Origin of the sequence: Acinetobacter sp. YH12152, assembly GCF_013418285.1 — a bacterium.
GTDB classification, from domain to species: Bacteria; Pseudomonadota; Gammaproteobacteria; order Pseudomonadales; family Moraxellaceae; genus Acinetobacter; species Acinetobacter amyesii.
The window spans coordinates 1-22,398 of sequence record NZ_VPCH01000039.1; the positions used below are offsets into that span (position 1 = coordinate 1).

General features: G+C 43.0%; 21 protein-coding genes. 12 read left to right on the top strand and 9 right to left on the bottom strand.

The window, feature by feature from the left end:
* Window positions 1–257 precede the first annotated feature (257 nt).
* Together FTU83_RS12215 and argS are read right to left on the bottom strand one after the other, a co-directional pair.
* Window positions 258–857, bottom strand: coding sequence for an SPOR domain-containing protein (locus FTU83_RS12215; protein WP_180004357.1), 600 nt, complete (start codon window positions 855–857; stop codon window positions 258–260).
* A gap of 302 nt (window positions 858–1,159) precedes the next feature.
* Window positions 1,160–2,950 carry an arginine--tRNA ligase gene (gene argS, locus FTU83_RS12220; protein WP_180004358.1) on the bottom strand — a complete coding sequence of 597 codons (1,791 nt, stop codon included), beginning with the start codon at window positions 2,948–2,950 and terminating at the stop codon, window positions 1,160–1,162.
* 177 nt (window positions 2,951–3,127) lie between these two features.
* Here argS and FTU83_RS12225 point away from each other — a divergent pair, with 177 nt between their 5' ends.
* A complete protein-coding gene (locus FTU83_RS12225) occupies window positions 3,128–3,415 on the top strand; it encodes a DUF2798 domain-containing protein (protein ID WP_372491143.1) in 288 nt (95 codons plus the stop codon).
* A 59-nt stretch (window positions 3,416–3,474) separates the two neighbouring features.
* Here the strand turns inward: FTU83_RS12225 and FTU83_RS12230 are convergent, their stop codons facing one another.
* From FTU83_RS12230 to FTU83_RS12245, 4 genes are all read right to left on the bottom strand, one after another.
* On the bottom strand, window positions 3,475–4,068 hold the full coding sequence (locus FTU83_RS12230; RefSeq protein WP_180106741.1) for a hypothetical protein: 594 nt from the start codon (window positions 4,066–4,068) through the stop codon (window positions 3,475–3,477).
* A gap of 106 nt (window positions 4,069–4,174) precedes the next feature.
* Complete coding sequence (locus tag FTU83_RS12235) at window positions 4,175–5,485, bottom strand: DUF445 domain-containing protein (RefSeq protein ID WP_180106744.1); 1,311 nt, start codon at window positions 5,483–5,485, stop codon at window positions 4,175–4,177.
* A 26-nt stretch (window positions 5,486–5,511) separates the two neighbouring features.
* Complete coding sequence (locus FTU83_RS12240) at window positions 5,512–6,069, bottom strand: hypothetical protein (protein WP_180106739.1); 558 nt, start codon at window positions 6,067–6,069, stop codon at window positions 5,512–5,514.
* Window positions 6,070–6,128: 59 nt separating this feature from the next.
* A complete protein-coding gene (locus FTU83_RS12245) occupies window positions 6,129–6,668 on the bottom strand; it encodes a DUF924 family protein (protein WP_180101683.1) in 540 nt (179 codons plus the stop codon).
* A gap of 210 nt (window positions 6,669–6,878) precedes the next feature.
* Here FTU83_RS12245 and gshA point away from each other — a divergent pair, with 210 nt between their 5' ends.
* Both gshA and FTU83_RS12255 read left to right on the top strand, forming a co-directional pair.
* Window positions 6,879–8,456: a glutamate--cysteine ligase gene (gshA, locus tag FTU83_RS12250; RefSeq protein WP_180106738.1), complete on the top strand. Its 1,578-nt coding sequence runs from the start codon at window positions 6,879–6,881 to the stop codon at window positions 8,454–8,456.
* Between the two features lie 21 nt (window positions 8,457–8,477).
* Complete coding sequence (locus FTU83_RS12255; protein ID WP_180106736.1) at window positions 8,478–9,005, top strand: disulfide bond formation protein B; 528 nt, start codon at window positions 8,478–8,480, stop codon at window positions 9,003–9,005.
* A gap of 68 nt (window positions 9,006–9,073) precedes the next feature.
* On the opposite strand, the gene FTU83_RS12260 is transcribed toward FTU83_RS12255, so the two are convergent.
* Entirely contained in the window at window positions 9,074–10,405 is a 1,332-nt protein-coding gene (locus FTU83_RS12260) for an alpha/beta hydrolase (protein WP_180025879.1), read from the bottom strand.
* Window positions 10,406–10,648: 243 nt separating this feature from the next.
* Between FTU83_RS12260 and FTU83_RS12265 the strand changes: the two genes are divergently transcribed.
* From FTU83_RS12265 to FTU83_RS12300, 8 genes are all read left to right on the top strand, one after another.
* Entirely contained in the window at window positions 10,649–11,248 is a 600-nt protein-coding gene (locus FTU83_RS12265; RefSeq protein WP_180106743.1) for a YqiA/YcfP family alpha/beta fold hydrolase, read from the top strand.
* Between the two features lie 188 nt (window positions 11,249–11,436).
* On the top strand, window positions 11,437–13,317 hold the full coding sequence (parE, locus tag FTU83_RS12270; RefSeq protein WP_180008637.1) for a DNA topoisomerase IV subunit B: 1,881 nt from the start codon (window positions 11,437–11,439) through the stop codon (window positions 13,315–13,317).
* 375 nt (window positions 13,318–13,692) lie between these two features.
* Complete coding sequence (gene urtA, locus FTU83_RS12275) at window positions 13,693–14,979, top strand: urea ABC transporter substrate-binding protein (protein WP_180004371.1); 1,287 nt, start codon at window positions 13,693–13,695, stop codon at window positions 14,977–14,979.
* Window positions 14,980–15,074: 95 nt separating this feature from the next.
* Window positions 15,075–16,709, top strand: a complete 1,635-nt coding sequence (gene urtB / locus FTU83_RS12280) for an urea ABC transporter permease subunit UrtB (RefSeq protein WP_180066484.1) — start codon at window positions 15,075–15,077, stop codon at window positions 16,707–16,709.
* Between the two features lie 4 nt (window positions 16,710–16,713).
* Window positions 16,714–17,787: an urea ABC transporter permease subunit UrtC gene (gene urtC, locus FTU83_RS12285; protein ID WP_068532834.1), complete on the top strand. Its 1,074-nt coding sequence runs from the start codon at window positions 16,714–16,716 to the stop codon at window positions 17,785–17,787.
* Window positions 17,784–18,605 carry an urea ABC transporter ATP-binding protein UrtD gene (gene urtD, locus FTU83_RS12290; RefSeq protein ID WP_068532837.1) on the top strand — a complete coding sequence of 274 codons (822 nt, stop codon included), beginning with the start codon at window positions 17,784–17,786 and terminating at the stop codon, window positions 18,603–18,605. Before urtC ends, urtD begins: the two co-directional genes overlap by 4 nt.
* 10 nt (window positions 18,606–18,615) lie before the next feature.
* A complete protein-coding gene (gene urtE / locus FTU83_RS12295; protein WP_180024641.1) occupies window positions 18,616–19,314 on the top strand; it encodes an urea ABC transporter ATP-binding subunit UrtE in 699 nt (232 codons plus the stop codon).
* Window positions 19,315–19,667: 353 nt separating this feature from the next.
* A complete protein-coding gene (locus FTU83_RS12300; protein ID WP_168379686.1) occupies window positions 19,668–20,150 on the top strand; it encodes a DUF1877 family protein in 483 nt (160 codons plus the stop codon).
* 17 nt (window positions 20,151–20,167) lie between these two features.
* On the opposite strand, the gene FTU83_RS12305 is transcribed toward FTU83_RS12300, so the two are convergent.
* A complete protein-coding gene (locus FTU83_RS12305) occupies window positions 20,168–20,668 on the bottom strand; it encodes a GNAT family N-acetyltransferase (protein WP_180106734.1) in 501 nt (166 codons plus the stop codon).
* A gap of 101 nt (window positions 20,669–20,769) precedes the next feature.
* Window positions 20,770–21,519: an outer membrane protein OmpK gene (locus tag FTU83_RS12310; RefSeq protein ID WP_180106732.1), complete on the bottom strand. Its 750-nt coding sequence runs from the start codon at window positions 21,517–21,519 to the stop codon at window positions 20,770–20,772.
* Window positions 21,520–22,013: 494 nt separating this feature from the next.
* On the opposite strand from FTU83_RS12310, the gene FTU83_RS12315 reads away from it, so the two are divergent.
* Complete coding sequence (locus tag FTU83_RS12315) at window positions 22,014–22,379, top strand: HPF/RaiA family ribosome-associated protein (protein ID WP_111885127.1); 366 nt, start codon at window positions 22,014–22,016, stop codon at window positions 22,377–22,379.
* Window positions 22,380–22,398: the final 19 nt, after the last annotated feature.

Here is a 22,398-nt window from a genome sequence, read left to right on the forward strand (position 1 = left end):
CATACTGGCAGGGCTTTCAATACTATTGAACACTCTTCAGTTGTTGTCAGAGTATTCGTCTGATGAGCTGAATGCGATTGCTCAGATCGCATTCAATTTATAAAAAATGTGTAGATACCTATGCCTTTTAGGAGAGGGTTAGGGAGAGGTTTTTGAGCTAAGCTGATGTATTCAAAAAAGAACCCCTTCTAACCTCCCTTTATTAAAGGAATGAATAAAAAAAAGCGCCATCAGGCGCTTTTTTTTAATTTCAAAATTTAGCGTTTTACGACAATCGAGTCGATACTGCTATGACGTAAAGTTTGCTGTGCAATCACAGCAGCTTCTTGTGAATCATAAGGGCCAGACACAACGCGATACCAAACTTTGCCGTTTTCATTACTTTGGATCACATCGGCAGATAAACCGTTCAAAATAATTTCAGCACGTCGTGCATCGGCTTGATCAGGATCATCATAACTGCGCACTTGCAGAATATAACTTGCAGCAACAGGCGCAGTTTCTGTGGTTTCTAGTCCAAGCTCTGTGGTTTCAACTGGCTTTTGTTCTGGTGCATCAACAATCACCACCGTTTCTTTATTTTCGGTTTCTGGAACAGCTTGTTCAGGAATTGGCGTCACTTGTTGCTGAGGCAATAGGTCGTAGAAACGATAGTCTTTATTGGTTTCTTCTTGGTAGTGTTCAGAGGTAATTTGACCTTTTGGCTTCACAGGCTCCCAAGGTTTCCAAAGCATGAGCGCAACTAAGAAACTCAACACGATTAAAATGATGACAAGTGTACCTAGCCATGCTGGAATCAATGGTTTTTTAGGCTTATTTGGCCGATCAGATACACCGCGCTGCGTTTTTCCAAACACGTGGAAACCTCATTTAATTTTAATTGTCACGAACCACTTTGGGGCAGCCCAAAGTAGCAAGTCTTGATTGTTATATATTACATGAGTGTCATCAGGAATTTGTTTAATTTTCACAATTTCAGCACAACCAAGATGACACGGACATATTGCTGAATATAAACGAAATACAGGCTCATTTCGAGCCTGTATTGAAAAGGATTCTTTTTAGCACAATGCAATTGATGACGCTTAAACCCATGCGCTGTGTTTGTGCATGGGCGATGCCGATGAATTTCTATTGTGCTCGCAACATAAAGGGTTGCTTACATGCTTTCAGGCGCACTCACACCCAATAATTCAAGACCATTGCGTAAAACTTGCTGTACGTTTACAGACAGTAATAAGCGCGCTTGAGTCAGTTCTGCATTATCACCCAAGACTTTATTTTCGTTGTACCAACCATGGAACAACGCCGCTAATTCTTTCAAGTAGTTACCCACTTGGTGTGGTTCATAGCTGTTTGCTGCACGAACCACAATTTCAGGGTAAGCCGCAAGTTTAGCAAGAACTTCAGTTTCAGCTTCTAACTCAAGTTTAGCTGCAAATTGACGTGCAGCTTCAGCAGAGAATTGAACGTCTGTCGCAGCCGCTTTTTCGAGCATACGGCAGATACGTGCGTGTGCGTATTGGATGTAGTACACCGCATTGTCTTTACTTTGAGACACAGCAAGGTCTAAGTCGAAGTCAATGTGTTGTTCTGATTTACGCATGACATAGTAGAAACGAGCAGCATCGTTGCCTACTTCTTTACGTAAGTCGCGTAAAGTCACGAATTGACCTGAACGAGATGACATTTGAACCATCTCGCCGCCACGCCATAGGCTCACAAATTGAACCAAAAGCACCGTCAATTTTTTAGAATCATAGCCAAGCGCATCAATCGCTGCTTTCACACGTGCAATATAACCGTGGTGGTCTGAACCCCAAATATCAATGATATCGGTATAGCCGCGTTGTAGTTTATTTAAGTGATAAGCAATGTCGGATGCGAAGTATGTAGTTTGACCATTACGACGTTTCACAACACGGTCTTTTTCATCACCAAAATCAGTTGATTTGAACCAGATGTTGCCATCTTTTTCGTATAAGAAACCACGTTGATCGAGCATTTGTAATGCTTCATCAATTTTTTCAGTCAAGGTTGCTTCGCTGAACCATTGATTGAAAGTCACGCCAAATTCACCGAGGTCATCTTTAATGTCATCAAGAATGGCTTTCAGCGCAGCTTGATGGAACACACGGTAACCCGCAGCCAAATGGTTTTGTGAATTATGAATTAGGCCATCAATGTGTTTTTCTTTATCGCCTGAAACTACGACTTTATTGCCTTCGCTATCGAGTTCAGCGGCATATTGCACATCTTCTGGAACATCTTTGTAGATGTCGGCAACAGGGCGTACATAAGCATCGCCATCTTTGTCGATAATGCTTTGTGCGATTTCTTTAACGTAGTCGCCTTGGTATGCATTTTTAGGGAAGACCAGTTGTTGACCGGTCAATTCTAAATAACGCAAGTAAGTCGATGTCGCCAAGATATCCATTTGACGGCCAGCATCGTTGACATAGTATTCACGGTCAACTTTGGCACCTGTTGCCTCAAGGAGATTGGCAACGGTCATACCGTAAGCTGCGCCACGACCATGACCCACGTGTAGGCTAGACGTTGGGTTGGCTGAAACGAATTCCACTTGAACACGTTTTTCAGCATTGGCCTGTGTACGACCGAACTGATCTTTCTGAGCTTGAATTTGGTCTAAGACAGCAAATCGTTGGTCAGCATTTAAAAAGAAGTTAATAAAGCCAGGACCTGCAATTTCTGCTTTGCTGATATCTGCGACTTCTGGAAGATTTGCCAGAATTTTTTCGGCTAAATCACGCGGCTTCATACCTGCAGCTTTAGAGGCAATCATGGCAATGTTTGACGCAAAGTCACCGTGGCTTCGGTCTTTGGTTCGGGTCAAATTGCTAGTATTGTTCCAGTCATTTGGGAGTACACCTTCAGCTTGAAGGGATTGCACTGCATGATCGAGCGCTGCTTGTATTGCCGTATTCATAATCAGTCGAAAAATAAATGTCGCAGAAAAACGGTAAATATAGCAAATTTCAGGCTCTTTAGGTGAACCCATTTGTTGCGAATAAAAAATATTCGATAAAAGTGAAGCATTGCTTATATCGAAGTAAAACGATATAAGTGGTTTAGCGATTCAGGATCACTGCTTGAGTATATGGACATGTCACAACCCACCCCTAAAATTTTTGGCAATGTGCCGAAGTTAGCTGCACGCTGGGCGCTGATTATCGTGCCGTTTATTTTGTCTTGTCTCATGAGCGGCATTATTTCGTTTATTAATATGCTCAGAAATTTAGGTTGGTTTGAGGGTTTTCTTACCCTATGGCTGCATAATTGGATGATTTCTTGGGCAATTGCTTTTCCCATTGTGCTGATTTTATTGCCGTTTGTTCGAAAATTTACAGGCCTGTTGGTCGATATGTCAGGGCCACAGCCACCTGCAAAATAAGCCTGCATGTAAGTCACAGCTGAGTCAAAAGGTGACTTACTGCATTTTGCCTTGAATATTTATAAGCTATCGCGACAACTTACGGCTTTAGAGAGTAACTCGGCTTTGTTGTTTTGGAAGGTATAGAGTTTTGAGGCATTAAACACTTTGATGACTTTAGCTTGAGCGATAGCGGTTTTAAAGTTTTGGAACTTTTGCTGATTGGCTGTCTCAAACGGATTTCCAAAGTTTTTATTGTCGAGCAAAATTTGAATTTGCCCCACATTCGTGTCATGTGCTTTTAGGATGTCTTGGCCATCTGCATTGCTTAAACTGAAAGTAGGGCGCTGAGTGCTGATTTTGCAATTCAATTTGAGGCTCAAGGTGAAATTGTCTGCCGATTTATTTTTGAGGGTAGATGTGCCTTGTTGATCATTTTCAATATAGACCCACTGATTTTTCGGCATATTGGTCAGTAGGATTTCTAACTGTTGTTGGGTACTTTTGCTGATATCGACTGTGCCTTTTTTATCGATTTCAGGGGCTTTTTCTTTACCGAGCATGCCCATCACTTTGTCGCTGACTGTGCTACTGGTTTTGGAAATGGTCTGGCAAGCGCTTAAGCTACTGATGATTAGAATGAATGGTAGTGTATAGATGGCAGGTAAGTGCATAGATTTTATTGTTCTATTAAATTTTCGGATCGGCAAAGTTTAACGGTTCTACGCATAAAGCTCAAACCTGCGGCCAATCTCCTTTGAGGAGGACTGCTGCAGGCGGCTAAAGCAGCCATTCTACACAGGCACGAATAATCCCTAGTGCGAGGCCAATAAAACCACCGACCACGACACCATTGACTCGAATCATATGTAGATCGCCACCGACTTCGTTTTCGATCTTATCGATCATTTCACGTGAGTCCCATTCGTGTATACGCTCACTGATAAACCGAATGACTTTTTCGCTATATTGATCGGAGAGATTGATGGCAATATCACTCATTTTTTCATTCAGCAATTGGCGTACAGCGACATTAGAGACAATATTTTCGCCCACTTGTTGAATGGCGACACGTAGGTTTTGTGCAATCCCAGAGTCGGGTTTTTCTAAATCAGAACGAATCGCGTCGCATAAAATCACCACTGCGCCACTGATAAAATTCAACATTTGTGGACTATCGAGCATGGCATCTTTGGTGCTGTTCAGGCGTTGGCTGGCAACACTCTGATTGTCCGCCAGTTGCTGCATAAGCTGCTGTGCCATGTCTTCGATTTTACGGCGCCACGGATGTTCATGGTCAGCAAGCATGGACTCGACACGACTGACCAGTGAATCAATGGTGCGCTGCTGTACATCAATACCAATCCAGCTCGCACCTTTGGCGAGCTTCCAAACACCAAGTTCTTTAAACAATTGACGAGATAAATCACGGGTTTGTTCAGGATGCTGTAGCATCCAATCATGGGCTAAATCCAGTCCACGTTGCAGGACATCTTGATGGAAGTCATTTTCTAAAACTGCCCGTAGCATTTCACTGGCAAGATGGTTGACTTGCGTATTGCGTACCCATTGCACGCTGTTATTTTGGATAAATTGTCCAATTTGTTCCTGACCGACAAATTCGAAAATTTTCGGTACCGTTTGCTGAATGACTTGGGTCACTTGCGCATTATTGTGCGGATTGGCCAACCATTTCCCGACGGCAAGAGAGAGATCCGTCTCCGCTAAGCTTTTTTCAACCACTTGTGGTGAAAGAAAATTCTCCTGAACAAAGCGGCCCATTGACTCGGCAATGCGTGCTTTATTACGAGGAATAATTTCTGTGTGATCACGTAAAAATTTAGGAATCGGAATCCGACCAAAGGGATTGCGAAATAAAACGGTTATCGCATACCAGTCTGCCAAACCACCAACCACGCCAGCTTCTGCTGAAAGCATTAAAATATGAATGAGCCAGACGTATTCGGGCAGCAATTTAGCTGCAATCATCAATGCAATCCACGCCAGCACCGCCACCACCAAAGCAATGGTGGCGAAGCGTTTACTGCGTTGCAGACTAGGTGAAACAGCAGGCTGTTCAGTTGGGTTCATCAATGATCGGGTCTCTATGGGTTGACTTATTTGGTGGTAGGCTCAGCGGCTACAGGCAAAGGATTTCCTTGGCTGTCTAAACCATATTTAGCCCCGAGTGATTGCAAAATCAAGCGAGCATCAAAGGCATCCTGAGGGGCTTTGGCACGATCTTTATAGCAAGTAATACTGTAGGAAACTTGAGTTGGATCGAGTGTGACCACCTGTGGAACGTCATAAAACGGGCCTGGCCAAAAACCAGGATGGCGACGGTAATAGCCATATGGATAAGGCATTGGGTCTGGGTAAATCACCGCTTGGCGCGGCGGTTTTTGACTCCGATTACTCGGGTCATCCATGACTTTAAAATATTGAAAGCCATTGTGTAGGGTGGTTTGAGCGGCTTTAACCAAGGTGATTTCTTCGGCAGTGCCATAGCTCATATTGGGTCTAGCTTGGAAGCTAATCCGATAGCTTTGAGCATTTAATGGCGTTGCAGCATAACGACCCAATTGTTCGAAGGTTAAAGGCTTCGATGGGGTGCTTGCGCAGCCGGTGAAGCCCAGTGCTGCGGTTATGGCTGCTGCGATAATGAGTTTGTTCATGCGCACACTCCTGTTTAGTCGGTTCATGGCAAGGGGAGATACTGGCCAAAAGCCGTCAATTAAAAGCTAGAATTGGGCTGGGTTAAAAATTCCAATTCCTCTGCTGTGGATGTTCTGCCCAATACCGCATTGCGATGAGGGTAACGTCCAAATCGATCGATAATCACTTTATGCTTTTTTTCAAATTCTAAGTTGATCGGATTGCCCAGTTGCTCAAATAATTTTAACGCGCTTTGATGGATTTTTGTCGATTCGCTATGCATAAAAGGCATATATAAAAATGAGCGCTGTTGAGGGCTTAATTGTAGATCTAAACCCTGCGCGATAGCTTCTTGTGCAAGCGCCAAAGCCAGTGCATCTTGGGCAAAAGCCAAGCCAGAGTCACGGAATAAATTTCGAGAAAATTGATCTAAAACAATAATTTCAGCCAATCGACCTTCGGCTGTGGTGCGCCATTGCCACAGTTCTGCTTGACTGGCCGCTTGATGGATGTCTTTAAACTTTTTTTCGATTAAAACATCAAAATTATTGCTTTTAGCGAACCAATTGGGCTGATTTTCTGGGTTAAACCAAAATTCGAGAATATCTTGATAATTCATAAGTTTTAAGCATTATTAGCATATATTTGTTTATAAAATCACAAATTTCAAATGTCATATAGAGTAAGTTTGTGATAAAAAATTGCCAAAATAAAATCACGGTTTGTCTCAAAACTATACAGTGGGTCATATGCCCACTTCAAATCGCGTTATACTGATATAAACTGATGATTTTATTTTAGTAGTTTCTTCCATTTAAGCGAGATAGCAATGAGTCAACCCGAATCGACCTCTCAAGACATTTTACCGACTTGGGTAGATTCTTCGCTGATTAAAGGAATGTTGCGCGGTATTGAGCGTGAAAGCTTACGTATGCAAAGCAACGGTTTCTTGTCTCAGGCCGACCATCCCCAAGCCTTGGGTGCGGCTTTGACTCATCCGCATATTACGACAGACTATTCTGAAGCTTTGATGGAATTTATCACGCCGCCAAAAGAAACCATTACAGAGGCGTTGAACTATCTGCAAGATATTCATGCTGTTGCGCATACGCATTTAGAACATGGTGAAAAACTTTGGCCGTTGTCGATGCCATGCATGTTGGATAAAGACGAAGACAGTATTCGTTTAGCGCAATATGGCAGCTCGAATATAGGACGTTTTAAAACCTTGTACCGTCGTGGTTTAGGGGTGCGTTATGGTCGCCGGATGCAGACCATTTCAGGGGTGCATTATAATTTATCCTTCCCAGATCATTTCTTTGAAGCACTGCAACAACACGAAACTGACGACGCCCTCAAGGCATTGAGCTTACAGGATTATCGCAGTCATCGTTATTTCGGCCTGATCCGTAATTTTATTCGTTTAACGCCATTGGTGATGTTTTTGGTTGGAGCGAGCCCGTCGGTGTGTAAATGTTTTATGACTGGACGAGAACATCAGCTGTTACCGCTCTTAAAAGGCACGCTATTTTTACCTTATGCGACGGCACTGCGTATGGGAAATTTTGGCTATCAAAATTCGGCACAAAAACAGTTAGGGATTCACTACAACGATATTCAGGCATATTTGGAAGGTTTGCAAAAAGCGGTCCATACCCCATATGCCGCATTTAGTCATTTAGGTTTAAATGATGAACACGGTGAACCGATTCAAATTAATGACCATGTGTTGCAAATTGAAAATGAGTACTACAGTTTGGTTCGTCCGAAACAAGTGCCGCAGGATGGTGAAACACCGTCTGAAGCCCTGCAAAATCGTGGCGTAGGTTATGTTGAATTACGCGCGGTAGATGTCAATCCTTATAGCCCGATTGGGATCAATGAAGACACGGCAGGCTTGCTCGAAGTGGTGGCTTTGTACTGTTTATTGCAAGACAGCCCAGCATTGTTAGATGCCGAACAAAATGAAATTGAGAAAAATCAGGCGGAAGTGGTAAACCGTGGTCGTGCGCCAAACGCAGTGATTTTACAGCAAGGCCAAGCGGTTCCAATTGAAACATGGTGTCGTACACATGTCGCTGCGATGCAACCGTTGGCTGAATTGCTGGATGATTCTTACAATACAGATATTTACACTCAGGCAATGGCTGTGATGCAATCACGCATCGATGAAGTCGATGAAACATTGTCGGCACGTATGATTAGCGATACTTTAGAACAAGGTGGAACTTGGGGCTTTGGTAGCTTTATGGCCTTACAACATGCTGAAGTGTATGAGCAGCATGTCTTGAGCCCAGAAATTGCAGCATATTTTGCACAAGTTGCTGAGCAGTCTTTAGAAAAACAGGCTCAACTTGAGCAAGACTGCACCTTGAGTTTTGAAGAATATTTGAAAAACTTTAGATAAAAAATTTTAAGAGGATTTACCATGAAATGGAGTTTCCGCTTCGTGAGTGGTTTGTTGTTTTTAGCCAGCGTGATCGGTATGTCTTTTGCGCTGTTTTTAGAACATGTACAAGGCTTAGAACCTTGTCCGTTGTGCGTATTCCAACGTATTGGTTTGATTGGACTCGGCATCATTTCATTGATTGCATTGATTCACAATCCAGCATCGAATTGGGGTAAACGAATTTACGCATTGTTGGGGACACTGTCAATTCTATGGTCTGCTGGGGTGGCTGCGCGTCATATTTGGCTGCAAAACTTACCGCCAGATAAAGTACCGAGTTGTGGTCCGGGACTGGATTATTGGGTAGAAACGCTGCCTTTAAAATCGGTCTTTGAGCAAGTACTGACGGGTTCTGGTGAATGTGCCAAAGTGGATTGGGCGTTCTTGGGGCAATCGTTACCGGTTTGGTCATTGGTGTTTTTTGCGGTATTAACCTTGCTCAGTCTTTGGCAGTTATTGCGTAAATATCCAAGCAGACCAGTGCCACGTTTACGTGATAAATTTTAATTTATTGATACATAAAAAAGCCCTCAGTTGAGGGCTTTTTTTACGAGTCTGAATGGGGGAAGTTTACCTTAGGTCAGGGCAATGCCTTCCATACTTTCCAAGTCCATCATAAATTCATAGATATGATCACAAGCTTTATCGTCATTGTTTGGATAGAACCAATGCACGATTTGCTCGGCTACTTGCGGGTGATGCTGAATTTCGAAATGGTTCAGACCATAAAAAATCGCTTTATGTGAATCTGGCACTTTCAGTTGATACCGTGCATTTGGGTGTTCCCCCAATGCACTTTTCACACTGACCAAGTAATCTCCAATCACATGTCGCGTTTTATTGCGACGATGTTCATATTCGATGGTCCCTGCCACGAGGTATGTATTGATATGTGATGGAATCGGGGCTGGTTTACGGTTGTCGTCCATGAGTCCAATACGGACATCATTATGTTCCCAATCATCATCACGCACGCTGCCATAGCGCAAATCTAAAATGCCGTTACTACGGATATTCACCACGTGGCCCACGATTTTGACCAAGGGGAAACGCCCCAATTGATCTTGCAGATGAAATCCGACACGTTCAAGTACCGCACCATGATGTGGTGAGCCCAAGCAGACTAGATTTTCAACCTGATGAATCCATTGATACATATTTTGTTTGCCATAAAAAATGGCACTACGGGACACTAAGCCCCCCATACTATGACCAATTAAGTCGATACTGGTAATACCGGGGTTGCGACGGACCAAATCTTCTAATGTATTGGCTAGGCTGCGGCCATTGGTCGAAATACGACGACCCGTGTTGTAATTTAAATACAGCATGGTGTTGTGGTCACGTTGTGACAGTAATTTTTCACCAATGCCGCCATATTTGGCTGTCGACCATGACAGATGATTCATGCAGAGCCCATGAATCAACAGGGTAATACGACCGGTTAATTCGCCTTTTTGTACCGCACCATAATGGTCGTAAACCACCATGGGTAAGGCCATCGGGTTGTGATATTTCAGTAAATAGTCGCCCAAGACCCCATTCAGCGCGCCCACTAAAAAATGTAAAGATGGCGTGAGCGGTTTGTCGTGTAAGCGTGGGAATTTTTCAATAATGCTACGCAGCGTTGGTGCGAGTAAATAATTGCCATAATTGAAAAAGGTGTTGTAAGAAAATTCATAAATCCGTGCAATGGTCGGCTGCTTATGAAAGGCTTTCGAGCCTTGTTCGCTCATTCCAAAAATACTGATTAAAATTTCACGTTGAATGTTTTTGATCAAGTCATGCACGACATCACTAAAACGCATTGTCACGAGCTGTGCCAAACCTTCCAGAACATCAGCTTGACTGGGTGGTGTGCGGTCCCATTTACAATAGGTTTCATGCAATGGTGTTAAGCTAGGCATAATGTTCCTATCCTTACATTCAATGCTATCCCTCGATTGTATTTATTACTGGAATAGCCTGAAGTTTCATTGTTTATTTTATAAAATTCTCACGAACAGCTTTTACAATACCGATAACAGACCTGTCGGTGAATGCCTTTTGTCTGACAATTTTACTAAAAATTCAAATTTAGAAAATGTGACGCAGTTGGCACTTATATGCCACTTTTAAAGCAATTTAAAGATCAATTTGGAATCAAAATGATGAATATTGTGTATTTGCATGGTTTTCAAAGTAACTCAAATTCAGTGAAAGGACAGATATTGCGGCGCTATTGTGCAAACTTAATTGGTGTGCACGTACATTTGCCAGATTTGAATATGCCACCGCTACAGGTAATGCAGCAGATGTCAGAGCTGATAGAAGGTTTGGATGATGTGGTTTTGGTGGGGAGTAGTTTAGGTGGTTTTTATGCGACGCAGTTGATGGCACGGCATCACATTCCTGCGGTGCTCATCAATCCTGCGGTCTATCCATGGCAATTATTTCGTGATTTATTTGGCGAGACGGCATTGCCTTATCAGGTGACTGAAACGTGGTGCTTGGATGATGCACAGCTCAATCAAATGCAGGCTTTGGCGGTATCTAAGGTTGAAAATGCAGATCAACTGTTGGTCTTGCTCCAACAAGGTGATGAAACCTTGGATTATCGAGATGCTGCTGATTTTTATAGTGCGGCTCAAGCCGGTATGGCTATGCTGATCACTGAGGTGGGAGGAACACATGGCATGGATGATTTTGCAGAAAAAATACCGATGCTCTTGCAGTTTTTGTCCGATGCTGTCAAAAATATGTCTAAATAAAATGATCCAATACAAATGCTGACATGCCAGATCTAACATACAAAAAATGGGCAGTTACGACATCATTTGACGTTTAAATTGTTTAAGAAAATGGCGGCTGATCGCAAGAGATATGCATTTTAATAAAAAAGCATATACTGTAGCGCTTGAAGAAATGTTTTAACCAAAAATGCAGGGAATTTTGCAACGTGACGCAATATACGGCTCAATCACTTGAAGTTTTATCTGGCCTAGATCCGGTACGTCGTCGTCCGGGGATGTATACAGACACTACACGACCAAACCATTTGGCGCAGGAAGTGATAGATAACGCCGTCGATGAAGCGCTTGCAGGACATGCCAATAAAATTACCGTGACAGTGTATAAAGATGGCTCATTGTCAGTTGAAGATAATGGTCGTGGGATGCCAGTTGACATCCATCCTGAGTATGGTCAAAGCGGGATTGAAATCATTCTGACCAAACTACATGCCGGCGGTAAATTCAGCACAGACAATTATCAATTTTCAGGTGGTCTGCATGGTGTGGGGATTTCTGTCGTCAACGCATTGTCCAACCGTGTTGAGGTGGAAGTTCAACGTCATGGCAACCTGTATAAAATGGCCTTTGAACACGGTGAGCCAGTTGCGCCGCTGGAAGTTTTAGAAGGTAAATGTGCCAAACGTGCGACTGGAACAACCGTGCATTTTTGGCCTGAAGCGAAATATTTTGACTCTCCTAAATTTGCCTTAAAAGCACTTAAACATAATTTAAAAGCCAAAGCAGTATTGGCAGCCGGTCTACAAATCATTTATGTCGATCAAATCAATAACGAAAAAATTGAATGGCAGTTTGAAAATGGTCTGGTTGACTATTTGATGGATGAACTGCAAGACCGTGACATCGTTCCTGCCCCTGCATTTGTGGCGACCGGTGAGGCAGAGCGTGCCAGCGCTGAGTTTGCGATTTGTTGGAATGTGGAAGGTGGTGAGTCCATTCAAGAGTCGTATGTCAACCTCATCCCGACTGCGCAAGGCGGTACCCATGTCAATGGTTTACGTTCGGGTGTGACAGATGCGATTCGTGAATTCTGTGAATTACGGAATTTATTGCCACGGAATATGAAGCTATCTGCCGAAGATGTCTGGGATGGCGTCAACTTTATTCTGTCTTTGAAATTCCAAGAGCCACAATTCTCAGGTCAGACCAAAGAACGACTTTCAAGCCGTGAAGCCTCTGGTGTGGTGTTAAATATTGCCAAAGATGCTTTTGCACTGTGGCTGAATCAAAACTCCGATATTGCTATGCAACTGGCTGAAATGGTGATTGCTAAGGCTGGTCGCCGTTTAAAAGCTGCGAAAAAAGTTGAACGTAAAAAGATCGTTTCAGGTCCAGCTTTACCAGGTAAATTGGCTGACTGTGTAGGTCATACCCTCGAAGAATCAGAACTGTTTATTGTGGAAGGGGATTCTGCAGGTGGTTCTGCCAAGCAAGCACGTGATAAGAACTTCCAAGCGATCATGCCGATCCGTGGTAAGATTTTAAATACTTGGGAAGTGTCTTCAGACGAAGTTTTGGCATCGCAAGAAGTACATGATATTGCGATTGCCATTGGCGTTGATCCGGGCAGTGACGACTTGTCAGAACTCCGTTATGGCAAGATTTGTATCTTGGCCGATGCCGACTCGGATGGTTTGCACATTGCAACTTTACTTTGCGCACTGTTCGTCAAACATTTCCATACTTTGGTTGAGGAAGGGCATCTGTTTGTGGCGATGCCACCGCTGTTCCGTATAGATGACAATAAAGATGTGCACTATGCCTTGGATGAAGATGAACTAGAAAGCATCTTAAAGAAATGTAAAACCAAAAATCCTCAAATCACTCGATTTAAAGGATTGGGCGAGATGAACGCGAGTCAGCTGCGTGAAACGACTATGGATCCCGATACACGTCGTTTAGTGCAACTGGACTTGGATGACGTACAGTTTACTTCAGGTTTACTCGACAAATTATTGGCGAAGAAGCGCTCTTCAGACCGTAAATATTGGTTGGAACAGAAGGGTAATTTGGCCGATTTAGCGGTTTAAAATTGCAACAAGGAAAAAACCACGCAAGTGGTTTTTTTTTTGCTTCAAATTTAGGAAAAGCTGCATGATTTGTGTGCCAAAACACCGTGTTTTTTGAAAAACGTCGCAAAATTGTTCAATTATAGGTCAAATGTTGGATACAAGTTTGTATGCATCTTTGCGGTGATTTTACGATTTTTGAATCGACCCATAAAAAATTAAAAGCAAATTTTATGATTGTAACTATGTGAAAAATAACATTTAAAAATAAATAAAAGCACTCAATCAAAATAAAAAATAAGGCTTGGCACAGTTATTGAATTGCTCTGTTGTGATGAAAGACAACAAATGCATTTTAAAAATGTGAATTACAAGCTTAGGTTGGGAGTGTGAATAATGTTTCAACGCAATGTATTTGCTAAAAGTATTTTAGCGGCAACGATGACTGGGGCGATTGCTTTAACGGGCTGTTCAAAACCTGCAGAAGAAAAAACAGAAAGCGCTACATCAGAACCAAAAGCCGCTGCAGCAAGTGGCGATACTATTAAAGTCGGGATCTTACATTCGCTGTCAGGCACGATGGCGATCTCAGAAACTTCTCTAAAAGATACGGCCTTGATGGCGATTAATGAAATTAATGCCAATGGCGGGGTATTGGGCAAAAAACTAGAACCTGTGGTGGTGGATCCGGCATCGGACTGGCCACTATTTGCGGAAAAAACCCGTCAGTTGATTACCCAAGACAAAGTAGCCGTGATTTTTGGTTGCTGGACGTCGGTATCTCGTAAGTCGGTTTTACCCGTGGTTGAAGAATTAAATGGCTTATTGTTCTACCCTGTTCAGTATGAAGGTCAGGAACAGTCTAAAAATATTTTCTACACAGGTGCAGCACCGAATCAGCAAGCGATTCCTGCTGTTGAATATCTGATGAGTGAAGAGGGTGGTAAGGCAGAACGCTTTGTACTATTGGGCACAGACTATGTTTACCCACGTACCACCAACAAAATCTTACGTGCATTTTTGAAGTCGAAAGGCATTGCCGATGCAGACATCATGGAAGAATATACCCCATTTGGTCATAGCAACTATCAAACCATTGTGGGCAATGTGAAGAAGTTTGCGGCAGGGAAAAAGACTGCTGTGATCTCGACCATTAACGGCGATTCAAATGTGCCGTTCTATCGTGAATTGGGCAACCAAGGCATCAAAGCTGCGGATATTCCAGTGATGGCGTTCTCTGTGGGTGAAGAGGAATTACGCGGTATCGATACCAAGCCGCTGGTAGGACACTTGGCGTCGTGGAACTACTTCATGTCGGTGAAAAATCCAGTGAATACTGAATTCACCAATAAAATGAAGCAGTATGCCGTGGAATACAAACTGCCAAATGCCGATAAATTTGTGACCAATGACCCGATGGAGGCTACCTATGTCGGCATCAATATGTGGAAACAAGCGGTAGAAAAAGCAGGAAGCACAGATGTCGATAAAGTGCGTGAAGCTATGGCCGGCCAAGAATTTAAAGCGCCATCGGGCTATACCTTGCAAATGGATGCGTCGAACCATCATTTGCATAAACCAGTCATGATTGGTCAGATCCGTGCCGATGGTCAGTTTGATGTGGTGCACAAAACCGCAAAAACCATTGCTGCAGAGCCATGGAGCCCGTACATCCCGAAATAATTCAATCCAAATGCCTACTGCCATTGTGTAGTGGGCATGTTTTGATGTGATCCCTAGATGGGGTTGTTCTATTACTCAATAGGGATGCTTATAAGATGAAAAAATTACGCAATTTCCCGATCCTTTTTCTATTCCTGAGCCAATTATTCTGTCTGCAAATCGTGCATGCAGAAACTGCAGCGAATGTCGTGCCTACGGTGCAATCTGTGCAGCAAGGTGACGCCATTCAGCAATTTGTTCGCGGTAGTTTTACCGAGCGCCGCAGTTTACTGAATCAATGGCCGGGCGATATTGAATCCTTAGATCAGTTGGCCGCATTGGTCGAAAAAGACCAGTTATATAGTGGTCAAAGCGGTCAAACCTATATTTTAGAAACTGACGAAAAATTATTGAGCTATCCTGATTTGCAAACCGTGACGGATTGGCCTGCCGATTTATCTCAAGTCACCTTGGTGAATACCCTTCGTAAAGCCTTAACGTTTGCGCAAGCGAAAGAAAAGCTGCAATCGGATGATTTAAACCAACGTTTGGATGCAATTGATATTTTAGAAAATAACTTGGCTGAGTTGGATGTTAAAAATATTAATCAATTGTATTTAAATGAAAAAAATAACAAAGTTAAAGCCCGTTTAGCGCAGCTCAAAGCACGCTTGGATTATCAAAACCCTGATGTTTTACAAAAAATACAGGCGGCCAAAGTGCTGCAAGATTCTAACCGTCCCGATGTGTTGGCGATGGTGGAACAGGAATTACAACAAGCCAACCTGCATCCTGAGTTAAAAGCCGCACTGACAGAAGCCAAGAGCAATATTAAAACTCGTATTCAGGCCAGTGAATGGACTGGACATGTCTTTTCAGGTCTCAGCACGGCCAGTATTTTACTACTGGCGGCGTTGGGCTTAGCCATTACGTATGGTCTGCTAGGCGTGATTAACATGGCGCATGGTGAACTGATCATGATCGGGGCCTATACCACTTATGTGGTGCAAAGCCTGTTTAAGAGTTATCTCAGTAGCTATGTCGATTGGTACTTGATTGCCGCGATTCCTGCTGCATTTATTGTAAGTGCTTTGATCGGCATGTTGATTGAACGTACTGTTATTCGTCCCTTGTATGGCCGTCAATTGGAAACACTATTAGCCACCTTTGGTGTGAGCTTAATTTTAATGCAAGTGGTGCGCATGGTTTTTGGTGCGCAGAACGTTGAGGTGTCGAATATTTCATGGCTGTCAGGGGGCATTGCTGTGACACCGAGTCTGATGCTGCCTTATAACCGTATTGCCATTATTGGCTTTACCGTTGCGGTACTCCTATTACTGGTTTACTTGCTGAATAAAACCCGCTTTGGTTTATTTGTTCGTGCCGTGACGCAAAACCGTCAAATGGCACAGGCCGTAGGTATCCGTTCTAGCCGCATTGACATGATGGCTTTTGGTTTAGGTTCGGGGCTTGCAGGTCTGGCAGGCTGTGCCTTAGCACAAGTCGGCAATGTCGGTCCTGACCTAGGACAAAACTATATTATCGATGCGTTCTTGGTGGTTGTGGTTGGCGGTGTTGGCCAAGTATGGGGCGCAGTATTGGCGGCTTTAGGTCTAGGTGTCAGTGGCACAGTGCTGGAAATCGGCATGGGTGCAGTCTTAGCGAAAATTATTCTACTGGTTCTTGTGATTTTGTTTATTCAAAAACGTCCACAAGGTTTGTTTGCCATCAAAGGCCGTTTTGTGGAGTAAGCGCATGAAAATCACTTCGTTATTATCGGATAAACCCTATAGCGGTATGGCGATTGCCGTGTGCTTTGCCATTTTACTGATTTTACCTTGGTTACATGTATTACCCGCCGATTCAGCACTGCATTTATCAGCGTATTGGGTCACGCTCATTGGCAAGATTATGTGTCTCGCCTTGGTGGCATTGGCCTTAGATTTGGTTTGGGGCTATGCCGGCATTTTAAGCTTAGGGCATGGTCTGTACTTTGCCTTGGGCGGCTATGCCTTCGGTATGTATCTCATGCGTGAAGCGGCAGGCGATGGCTTACCCGACTTTATGCGCTTTTTGAGTTGGACCGAGCTACCGTGGTACTGGATGGGTACTGAACATATCGTGTGGGCATTGGCTTTGGTGGTTTTGGTCCCAGGACTGATTGCCTTCATTTTTGGCTTCTTTGCCTTCCGCTCAAAAATTAAAGGCGTGTATTTTTCAATTATTACCCAAGCCATGACCTTTGCTGCGGCGCTACTGTTTTTCCGCAATGAAACAGGCTTTGGCGGTAACAACGGCTTTACCGGTTTTAAAACCATCTTAGGTATGGATATTACCTCTGCACCAATGCGTGCAACCTTGTGTTTCCTCACGGCACTGACTTTGCTTGTCTGTTTTGTCGGTTTACGTCACCTGATGAATAAACCCTATGGGCGCGTCCTTGGTGCAATTCGTGACAGTGAAAACCGTTTGCAATATTTAGGTTACCGTACCTTATGGTACAAGCTCTCTGCATGGGTTTTGTCCGCCGTGATTGCAGGGATTGCAGGCGCTCTGTATGTCCCCCAAGTCGGTATTATTAACCCGAGTGAGATGAACCCTGTCAATTCGATTGAAATGGCGGTGTGGGTGGCTGCAGGTGGTCGCGGTACGCTGATTGGCCCGATACTGGGTGCAGGTTTAATCAATGGGGTGAAGACCTATTTCACGGTGGCTTATCCAGAGGCATGGCTATTGATTTTAGGTGCGCTGTTTATTGTGGTAACGATATTCCTGCCAAAAGGTGTGATTGGGTTATTAGAGCGGTTTAAAAAGGAGCGCAGCGAATGAATGATCAATGGGTTCAACCGCATGGCGGTCATGCTGCTGAAGGTTATGGACGACCAAAGGAGCAGGGTGCGGATTTCAGTCACGGCATTGCCTTGTATTTAGAAAAAGTCAGTGTCTGGTTTGATTCTTTCCGTGCATTAAATGATTTGTCGTTATATATCAAAGAAGGTGAGCTGCGCTGCATCATTGGTCCCAATGGTGCAGGCAAAACCACGCTGATGGATGTGATTACAGGGAAAACTCGTCCGACAGAAGGTTCGGCTTTTTTTGGGCAAACCTATGATTTGGCAAAAATGAGTACAGAGCAAATTGCAGAAGCTGGGATCGGTCGTAAGTTTCAAAAGCCTACTGTATTTGAAAATTTTACTGTGATGGAAAACCTGTTATTGGCAGCACCGAAAGATAAACGGGTGAAAAAGAGTTTCTTCAGCAAACTCGATCCAGATGCGCAAAATGCCTTGGACGAATCTTTAGCACAAATCCGCTTAGAAGAATTAATCCATAAACCGGCAGGGCTGTTGTCACATGGTCAAAAGCAGTGGTTAGAAATAGGCATGCTACTGATGCAGCGTCCAAAGTTGATTCTGCTAGATGAACCCGTAGCAGGGATGACCGATGCTGAAACAGAGCGTACCGCAGAGCTATGTTTAGAGTTGAAAAAGAACCATACCCTTATCGTGGTTGAACATGACATGAGCTTTATTGACACCATCAGTGAAAAAGTCACCGTGTTGGCGCAAGGTGCGATTTTGGCCGAGGGTACATTGGCCGAAGTCCAAGCCAATGAAGATGTCATTGAAAAATATCTTGGACGTTAAGGAGCAGACCATGTTAGAAGTCAAAGACGTCAATCAGTTTTATGGTGGCAGTCATATTTTAAGAGATGTGACATTTGCCGCTCCCGTGGGGGCGTGTTCAGTGGTGCTCGGGCGAAATGGTGTGGGTAAAACCACCTTATTAAAATGTTTAATGGGTATGTTACCGATCAAGTCTGGGCAGATCTTACTGGATGGCAAAGATATTTCTAAACTGAGTCCAGAGCAACGTGTACGCGAAGGATTGGCTTATGTACCGCAAGGACGGGACATTTTTTCAACCTTGACCGTTGAAGAAAATATTTTGATTGGGATGGCAAAATTTAAAGGCGCTAAAACCCGAAAAGTGCCAGAACATCTCTATGAGATTTTCCCCGTATTGGATGAAATGAAACATCGACGAGGTGGAGATTTATCTGGAGGTCAGCAGCAGCAATTGGCGATTGCCCGTGCGCTCGCTTCCGAACCGCGGGTATTGATTTTAGATGAACCGACTGAAGGCATTCAGCCGTCGATTATTAAAGACATTGGTCGTGTGATTCGTCAGTTAGCTGATGGCGGAGAAATGGCGATTGTTTTGGTTGAACAGTTTTATGATTTTGCAGAAGAACTGGCAGATGAATATACCGTGATGGCGCGGGGGCAAGTGATTGCACAAGGTGTCGGTAGTGAAATGCCTGAAAAAGGCATTCGGGAATTGGTGGCGATTTAACATTTAGTTGACTGCGATGTGTGGCGGGCTTGTATCAATCAAGCTCGTTACTCTTTTCATTCAATTTACTACGCTCAAAAAATCGTTGCTGGTCATGGAAATGGCATCAAAAAAACGAGTGGCATAAATTTTTTTTGTTTTAAACCATAAGCTTAAGTTGTTCTCAGTATCGTCATTTGAAGCTTCAGCATGTCGTGCTTCAGTGATGCTAAGTGCAGTACTGAAACTTTGGTAAAGGGCGAATGGGCATCCATCAGTATTCGATCAACTGCAGTCGAATATACAAAATATCTGCTTTATTTTTGTGTGGATTACATTAATCTAAATGTACGACATAACAAGAAGATAAGAATATGGACGCGATATTATATTTGATCCCACCGAATGATTTGGAAACACTGATTTTAGAAGCAGAAACCCCTCAAGATGTCTTGGATTCACCTTTTGTACAACACTCCTTTTTTTTAGGGGAAGCGTGGCAAGAGTTGAATCCATTATTAAGCGTGAACAGTGATTCAGTTGCGGCACTGAGTTATGCCATTCAGGCAGAACATCCTTTGTCAGAGCGACGACCGGGACTGAGCCTTGCAGTGCATTACAATACTGTAGTTCGCGTTGCAGAAATCCATCAGGCATTACAACAGTTAAGCGTGGATGAAATCAAAAAACGTTATTTGGTCACGATTGCAGAAACCGCACCTGAGCAAGAGCTTAAATTGGCCGAATTAAAACTACTTTTTTTACAGTTACAAGATCTTTATCGTGATGCGGTGCGTCATAATTTATCGGTGCTGAGTGTAATTCAAGATGGTATTCGTTTGGATAAATTACCATAAACACAGCTCAACACGGGTTATAACTGAAGTTGCATCAGGACCAGATCACGCCATTCACCAAACTTTTGTCCCACTTTGGGCATATAACCTGTTTGCTTAAAGCCTAATTTTTTGTGCAGGGCAATCGAGGCGCTATTGCCGTGATCAATGCCAGCGATCATGACATGCATACTTTGGCTTTTTGCATGCTGAATTAGGTGCTCTAATAATTGCTGACCAAGACCCTGTCGAGCATAGTTTGGGTCAATATAGACAGAATGCTCAACAGTATGTCGATAGCCAGCAAAATGGCGGAAAGAACCATAGTCAGCATAACCGGCGATTTGCTGTTGATCCTGATCTTCAATCACCACAAAAGGAAAATTTTGCTTTTGGAAATCCAGCAATTTCTGTTGAAAAGAGTCAAGAGTGTAAGCTTGATCATTCCATGTCGCAAAGCCGTTGAGAACTTCATGATTATAGATTGCGAGAATGGCCGCTAAGTCTTGTGGAGTTGCAGGTCGAATGAGAAAAGACATGCGCAAATTTCTGATAAAAATAAAGTCAATTTAAAAACTTAGGCATAAAAAAAGCAAGGTGATGAACCTTGCTTTTTTCTTCATCGCGTTCTGAGTCGAACTTAGAAGTGGTATTTCACCAAAGCGCTGACATCGTTTTGGTCCTGACCTTTCAGGCCATATTTGTTGTTCCAAACTGAATGTTCGATACCAACATATAATTTAGTTTTTGGTGAAATGTGTTTACCCAGATTCCATTTGTACTGAGATGTCCAGTTTAATTCACTTGCATGGTCTGCTTCAGCAGTAGACCAGTCTAGGAAGGCATCTGCTAAAAACTCTTCTGAACCTAATTTGAACGGCACTGCATAAGTGATTGTCATTTGATAATCATCTTTAGTCTTGTCGTTTGCCGCTTTATAGAAGTTCACATTTGCATATTGTGTATATGGAATATCGAGAGAGAAACCTACACCGTACAAGAAGTTGTTAAATTCAGAGTTGTGGTGATCGTAACCCGCATTATGTTCCCAAGTCGTTGCAATCAGAACGTCTTTGATCGGCCCCATAGAAAGGTCTTTACCAGAAACTTCGCCTAAGCTAAGGCGCGGTGCAAGCTCAAGGTAAGTCGATGCTTCATCATCTTTGTCCCAAGCTTGGTCAACGAAGAAGAATACATCTGAATATTTCAGTTTAGCGGCATATTCAGCTGTGATCGTTTTCTGTTCATTGTTGTCACCATCAAAAGGCACAACATAATTTTCACCATATAGGCCAGTTAAGCTGAAATCTTGCCATACGATAGGTGAAGCTTGAGTGAAAGCAGCAGCAGATGCTAATGCACATGATGCAACGATTTGTGTAAGTTTCATTAAAAAATATCTCCCCCGAGAAGCACTGAAAGCATACAGATTATTAAGCAAAAATAAAGCCAAATTTTACTCAACGGCAAAATTGTTTTGTAATTTGAAGGGGAAATACGCTGTGAATGATCGATGACGGTAAAAGCGAGATTTTGAGTTTGAATGGAATTGTGCAAATAGAAGGTGGGCGTCGAGGAAATGCACAAAAATATGACCCAAATCAATTAAAACAATGCAAATCTACAATAAAGTCTTACTTTTTTATGGATATTAAAAAAATATCAAAATAGCACTTGCAAAATTCTAACTTAAGACCGATATTCGAAGTATAAGGACACGGATCTGCAGACTCTAAAGTGTTCATCATTCAATGTGGAGGACGACGTTCCATACAAAGTTGAAGATGGTCATTGCTGTAACATTTACAGCAAATGTAACGTGCCAAGATAATAAGTTTTGCACAAATATTTATAGATATTACAGATAGATATGAGGATGATATTATGAACATAGAAATCCGTACAGATAAAAACATTCCTAATAGTGATCGATTAATTACATACGTTCGTGCAGAACTTAATGAAGAATTTCAGCGCCATAGTGAACGCATTACCCACTTTTCGGTGCATTTAAGTGATGAAAATGGGGACAAGGGCGGCAGCGACGACATCAAATGTATGATTGAAGCACGTCCAGCAGGTTTGAAACCTGTCGTGGTCAACCATCGTGGTCATAATGTAGATACAGCTATTCACGGTGCAATTGATCGACTTAAACGTAGTCTTGAACATGTGTTCGAAAAGAAAGAGAACCCACGCAGTACGCAACCTGCTTTTGCTGAAGCAGATGACAGCGTAGATGACGAATAAGTCTCAAAATTTAAAAAAA

Coding starts and splice junctions, on each gene's coding strand:
- urtD (WP_068532837.1), top strand. CDS start 17,784: ATGAATGATCAATGGGTTCAACCGCATGGCGGTCATGCTGCTGAAGGT.
- urtA (WP_180004371.1), top strand. CDS start 13,693: ATGTTTCAACGCAATGTATTTGCTAAAAGTATTTTAGCGGCAACGATG.
- FTU83_RS12260 (WP_180025879.1), bottom strand. CDS start 10,405: ATGCCTAGCTTAACACCATTGCATGAAACCTATTGTAAATGGGACCGC.
- FTU83_RS12265 (WP_180106743.1), top strand. CDS start 10,649: ATGAATATTGTGTATTTGCATGGTTTTCAAAGTAACTCAAATTCAGTG.
- FTU83_RS12255 (WP_180106736.1), top strand. CDS start 8,478: ATGAAATGGAGTTTCCGCTTCGTGAGTGGTTTGTTGTTTTTAGCCAGC.
- gshA (WP_180106738.1), top strand. CDS start 6,879: ATGAGTCAACCCGAATCGACCTCTCAAGACATTTTACCGACTTGGGTA.
- FTU83_RS12245 (WP_180101683.1), bottom strand. CDS start 6,668: ATGAATTATCAAGATATTCTCGAATTTTGGTTTAACCCAGAAAATCAG.
- FTU83_RS12235 (WP_180106744.1), bottom strand. CDS start 5,485: ATGAACCCAACTGAACAGCCTGCTGTTTCACCTAGTCTGCAACGCAGT.
- urtB (WP_180066484.1), top strand. CDS start 15,075: ATGAAAAAATTACGCAATTTCCCGATCCTTTTTCTATTCCTGAGCCAA.
- FTU83_RS12240 (WP_180106739.1), bottom strand. CDS start 6,069: ATGAACAAACTCATTATCGCAGCAGCCATAACCGCAGCACTGGGCTTC.
- FTU83_RS12305 (WP_180106734.1), bottom strand. CDS start 20,668: ATGTCTTTTCTCATTCGACCTGCAACTCCACAAGACTTAGCGGCCATT.
- FTU83_RS12230 (WP_180106741.1), bottom strand. CDS start 4,068: ATGCACTTACCTGCCATCTATACACTACCATTCATTCTAATCATCAGT.
- FTU83_RS12310 (WP_180106732.1), bottom strand. CDS start 21,519: ATGAAACTTACACAAATCGTTGCATCATGTGCATTAGCATCTGCTGCT.
- FTU83_RS12225 (WP_372491143.1), top strand. CDS start 3,128: ATGTCACAACCCACCCCTAAAATTTTTGGCAATGTGCCGAAGTTAGCT.
- argS (WP_180004358.1), bottom strand. CDS start 2,950: ATGAATACGGCAATACAAGCAGCGCTCGATCATGCAGTGCAATCCCTT.
- urtE (WP_180024641.1), top strand. CDS start 18,616: ATGTTAGAAGTCAAAGACGTCAATCAGTTTTATGGTGGCAGTCATATT.
- FTU83_RS12300 (WP_168379686.1), top strand. CDS start 19,668: ATGGACGCGATATTATATTTGATCCCACCGAATGATTTGGAAACACTG.
- FTU83_RS12315 (WP_111885127.1), top strand. CDS start 22,014: ATGAACATAGAAATCCGTACAGATAAAAACATTCCTAATAGTGATCGA.
- urtC (WP_068532834.1), top strand. CDS start 16,714: ATGAAAATCACTTCGTTATTATCGGATAAACCCTATAGCGGTATGGCG.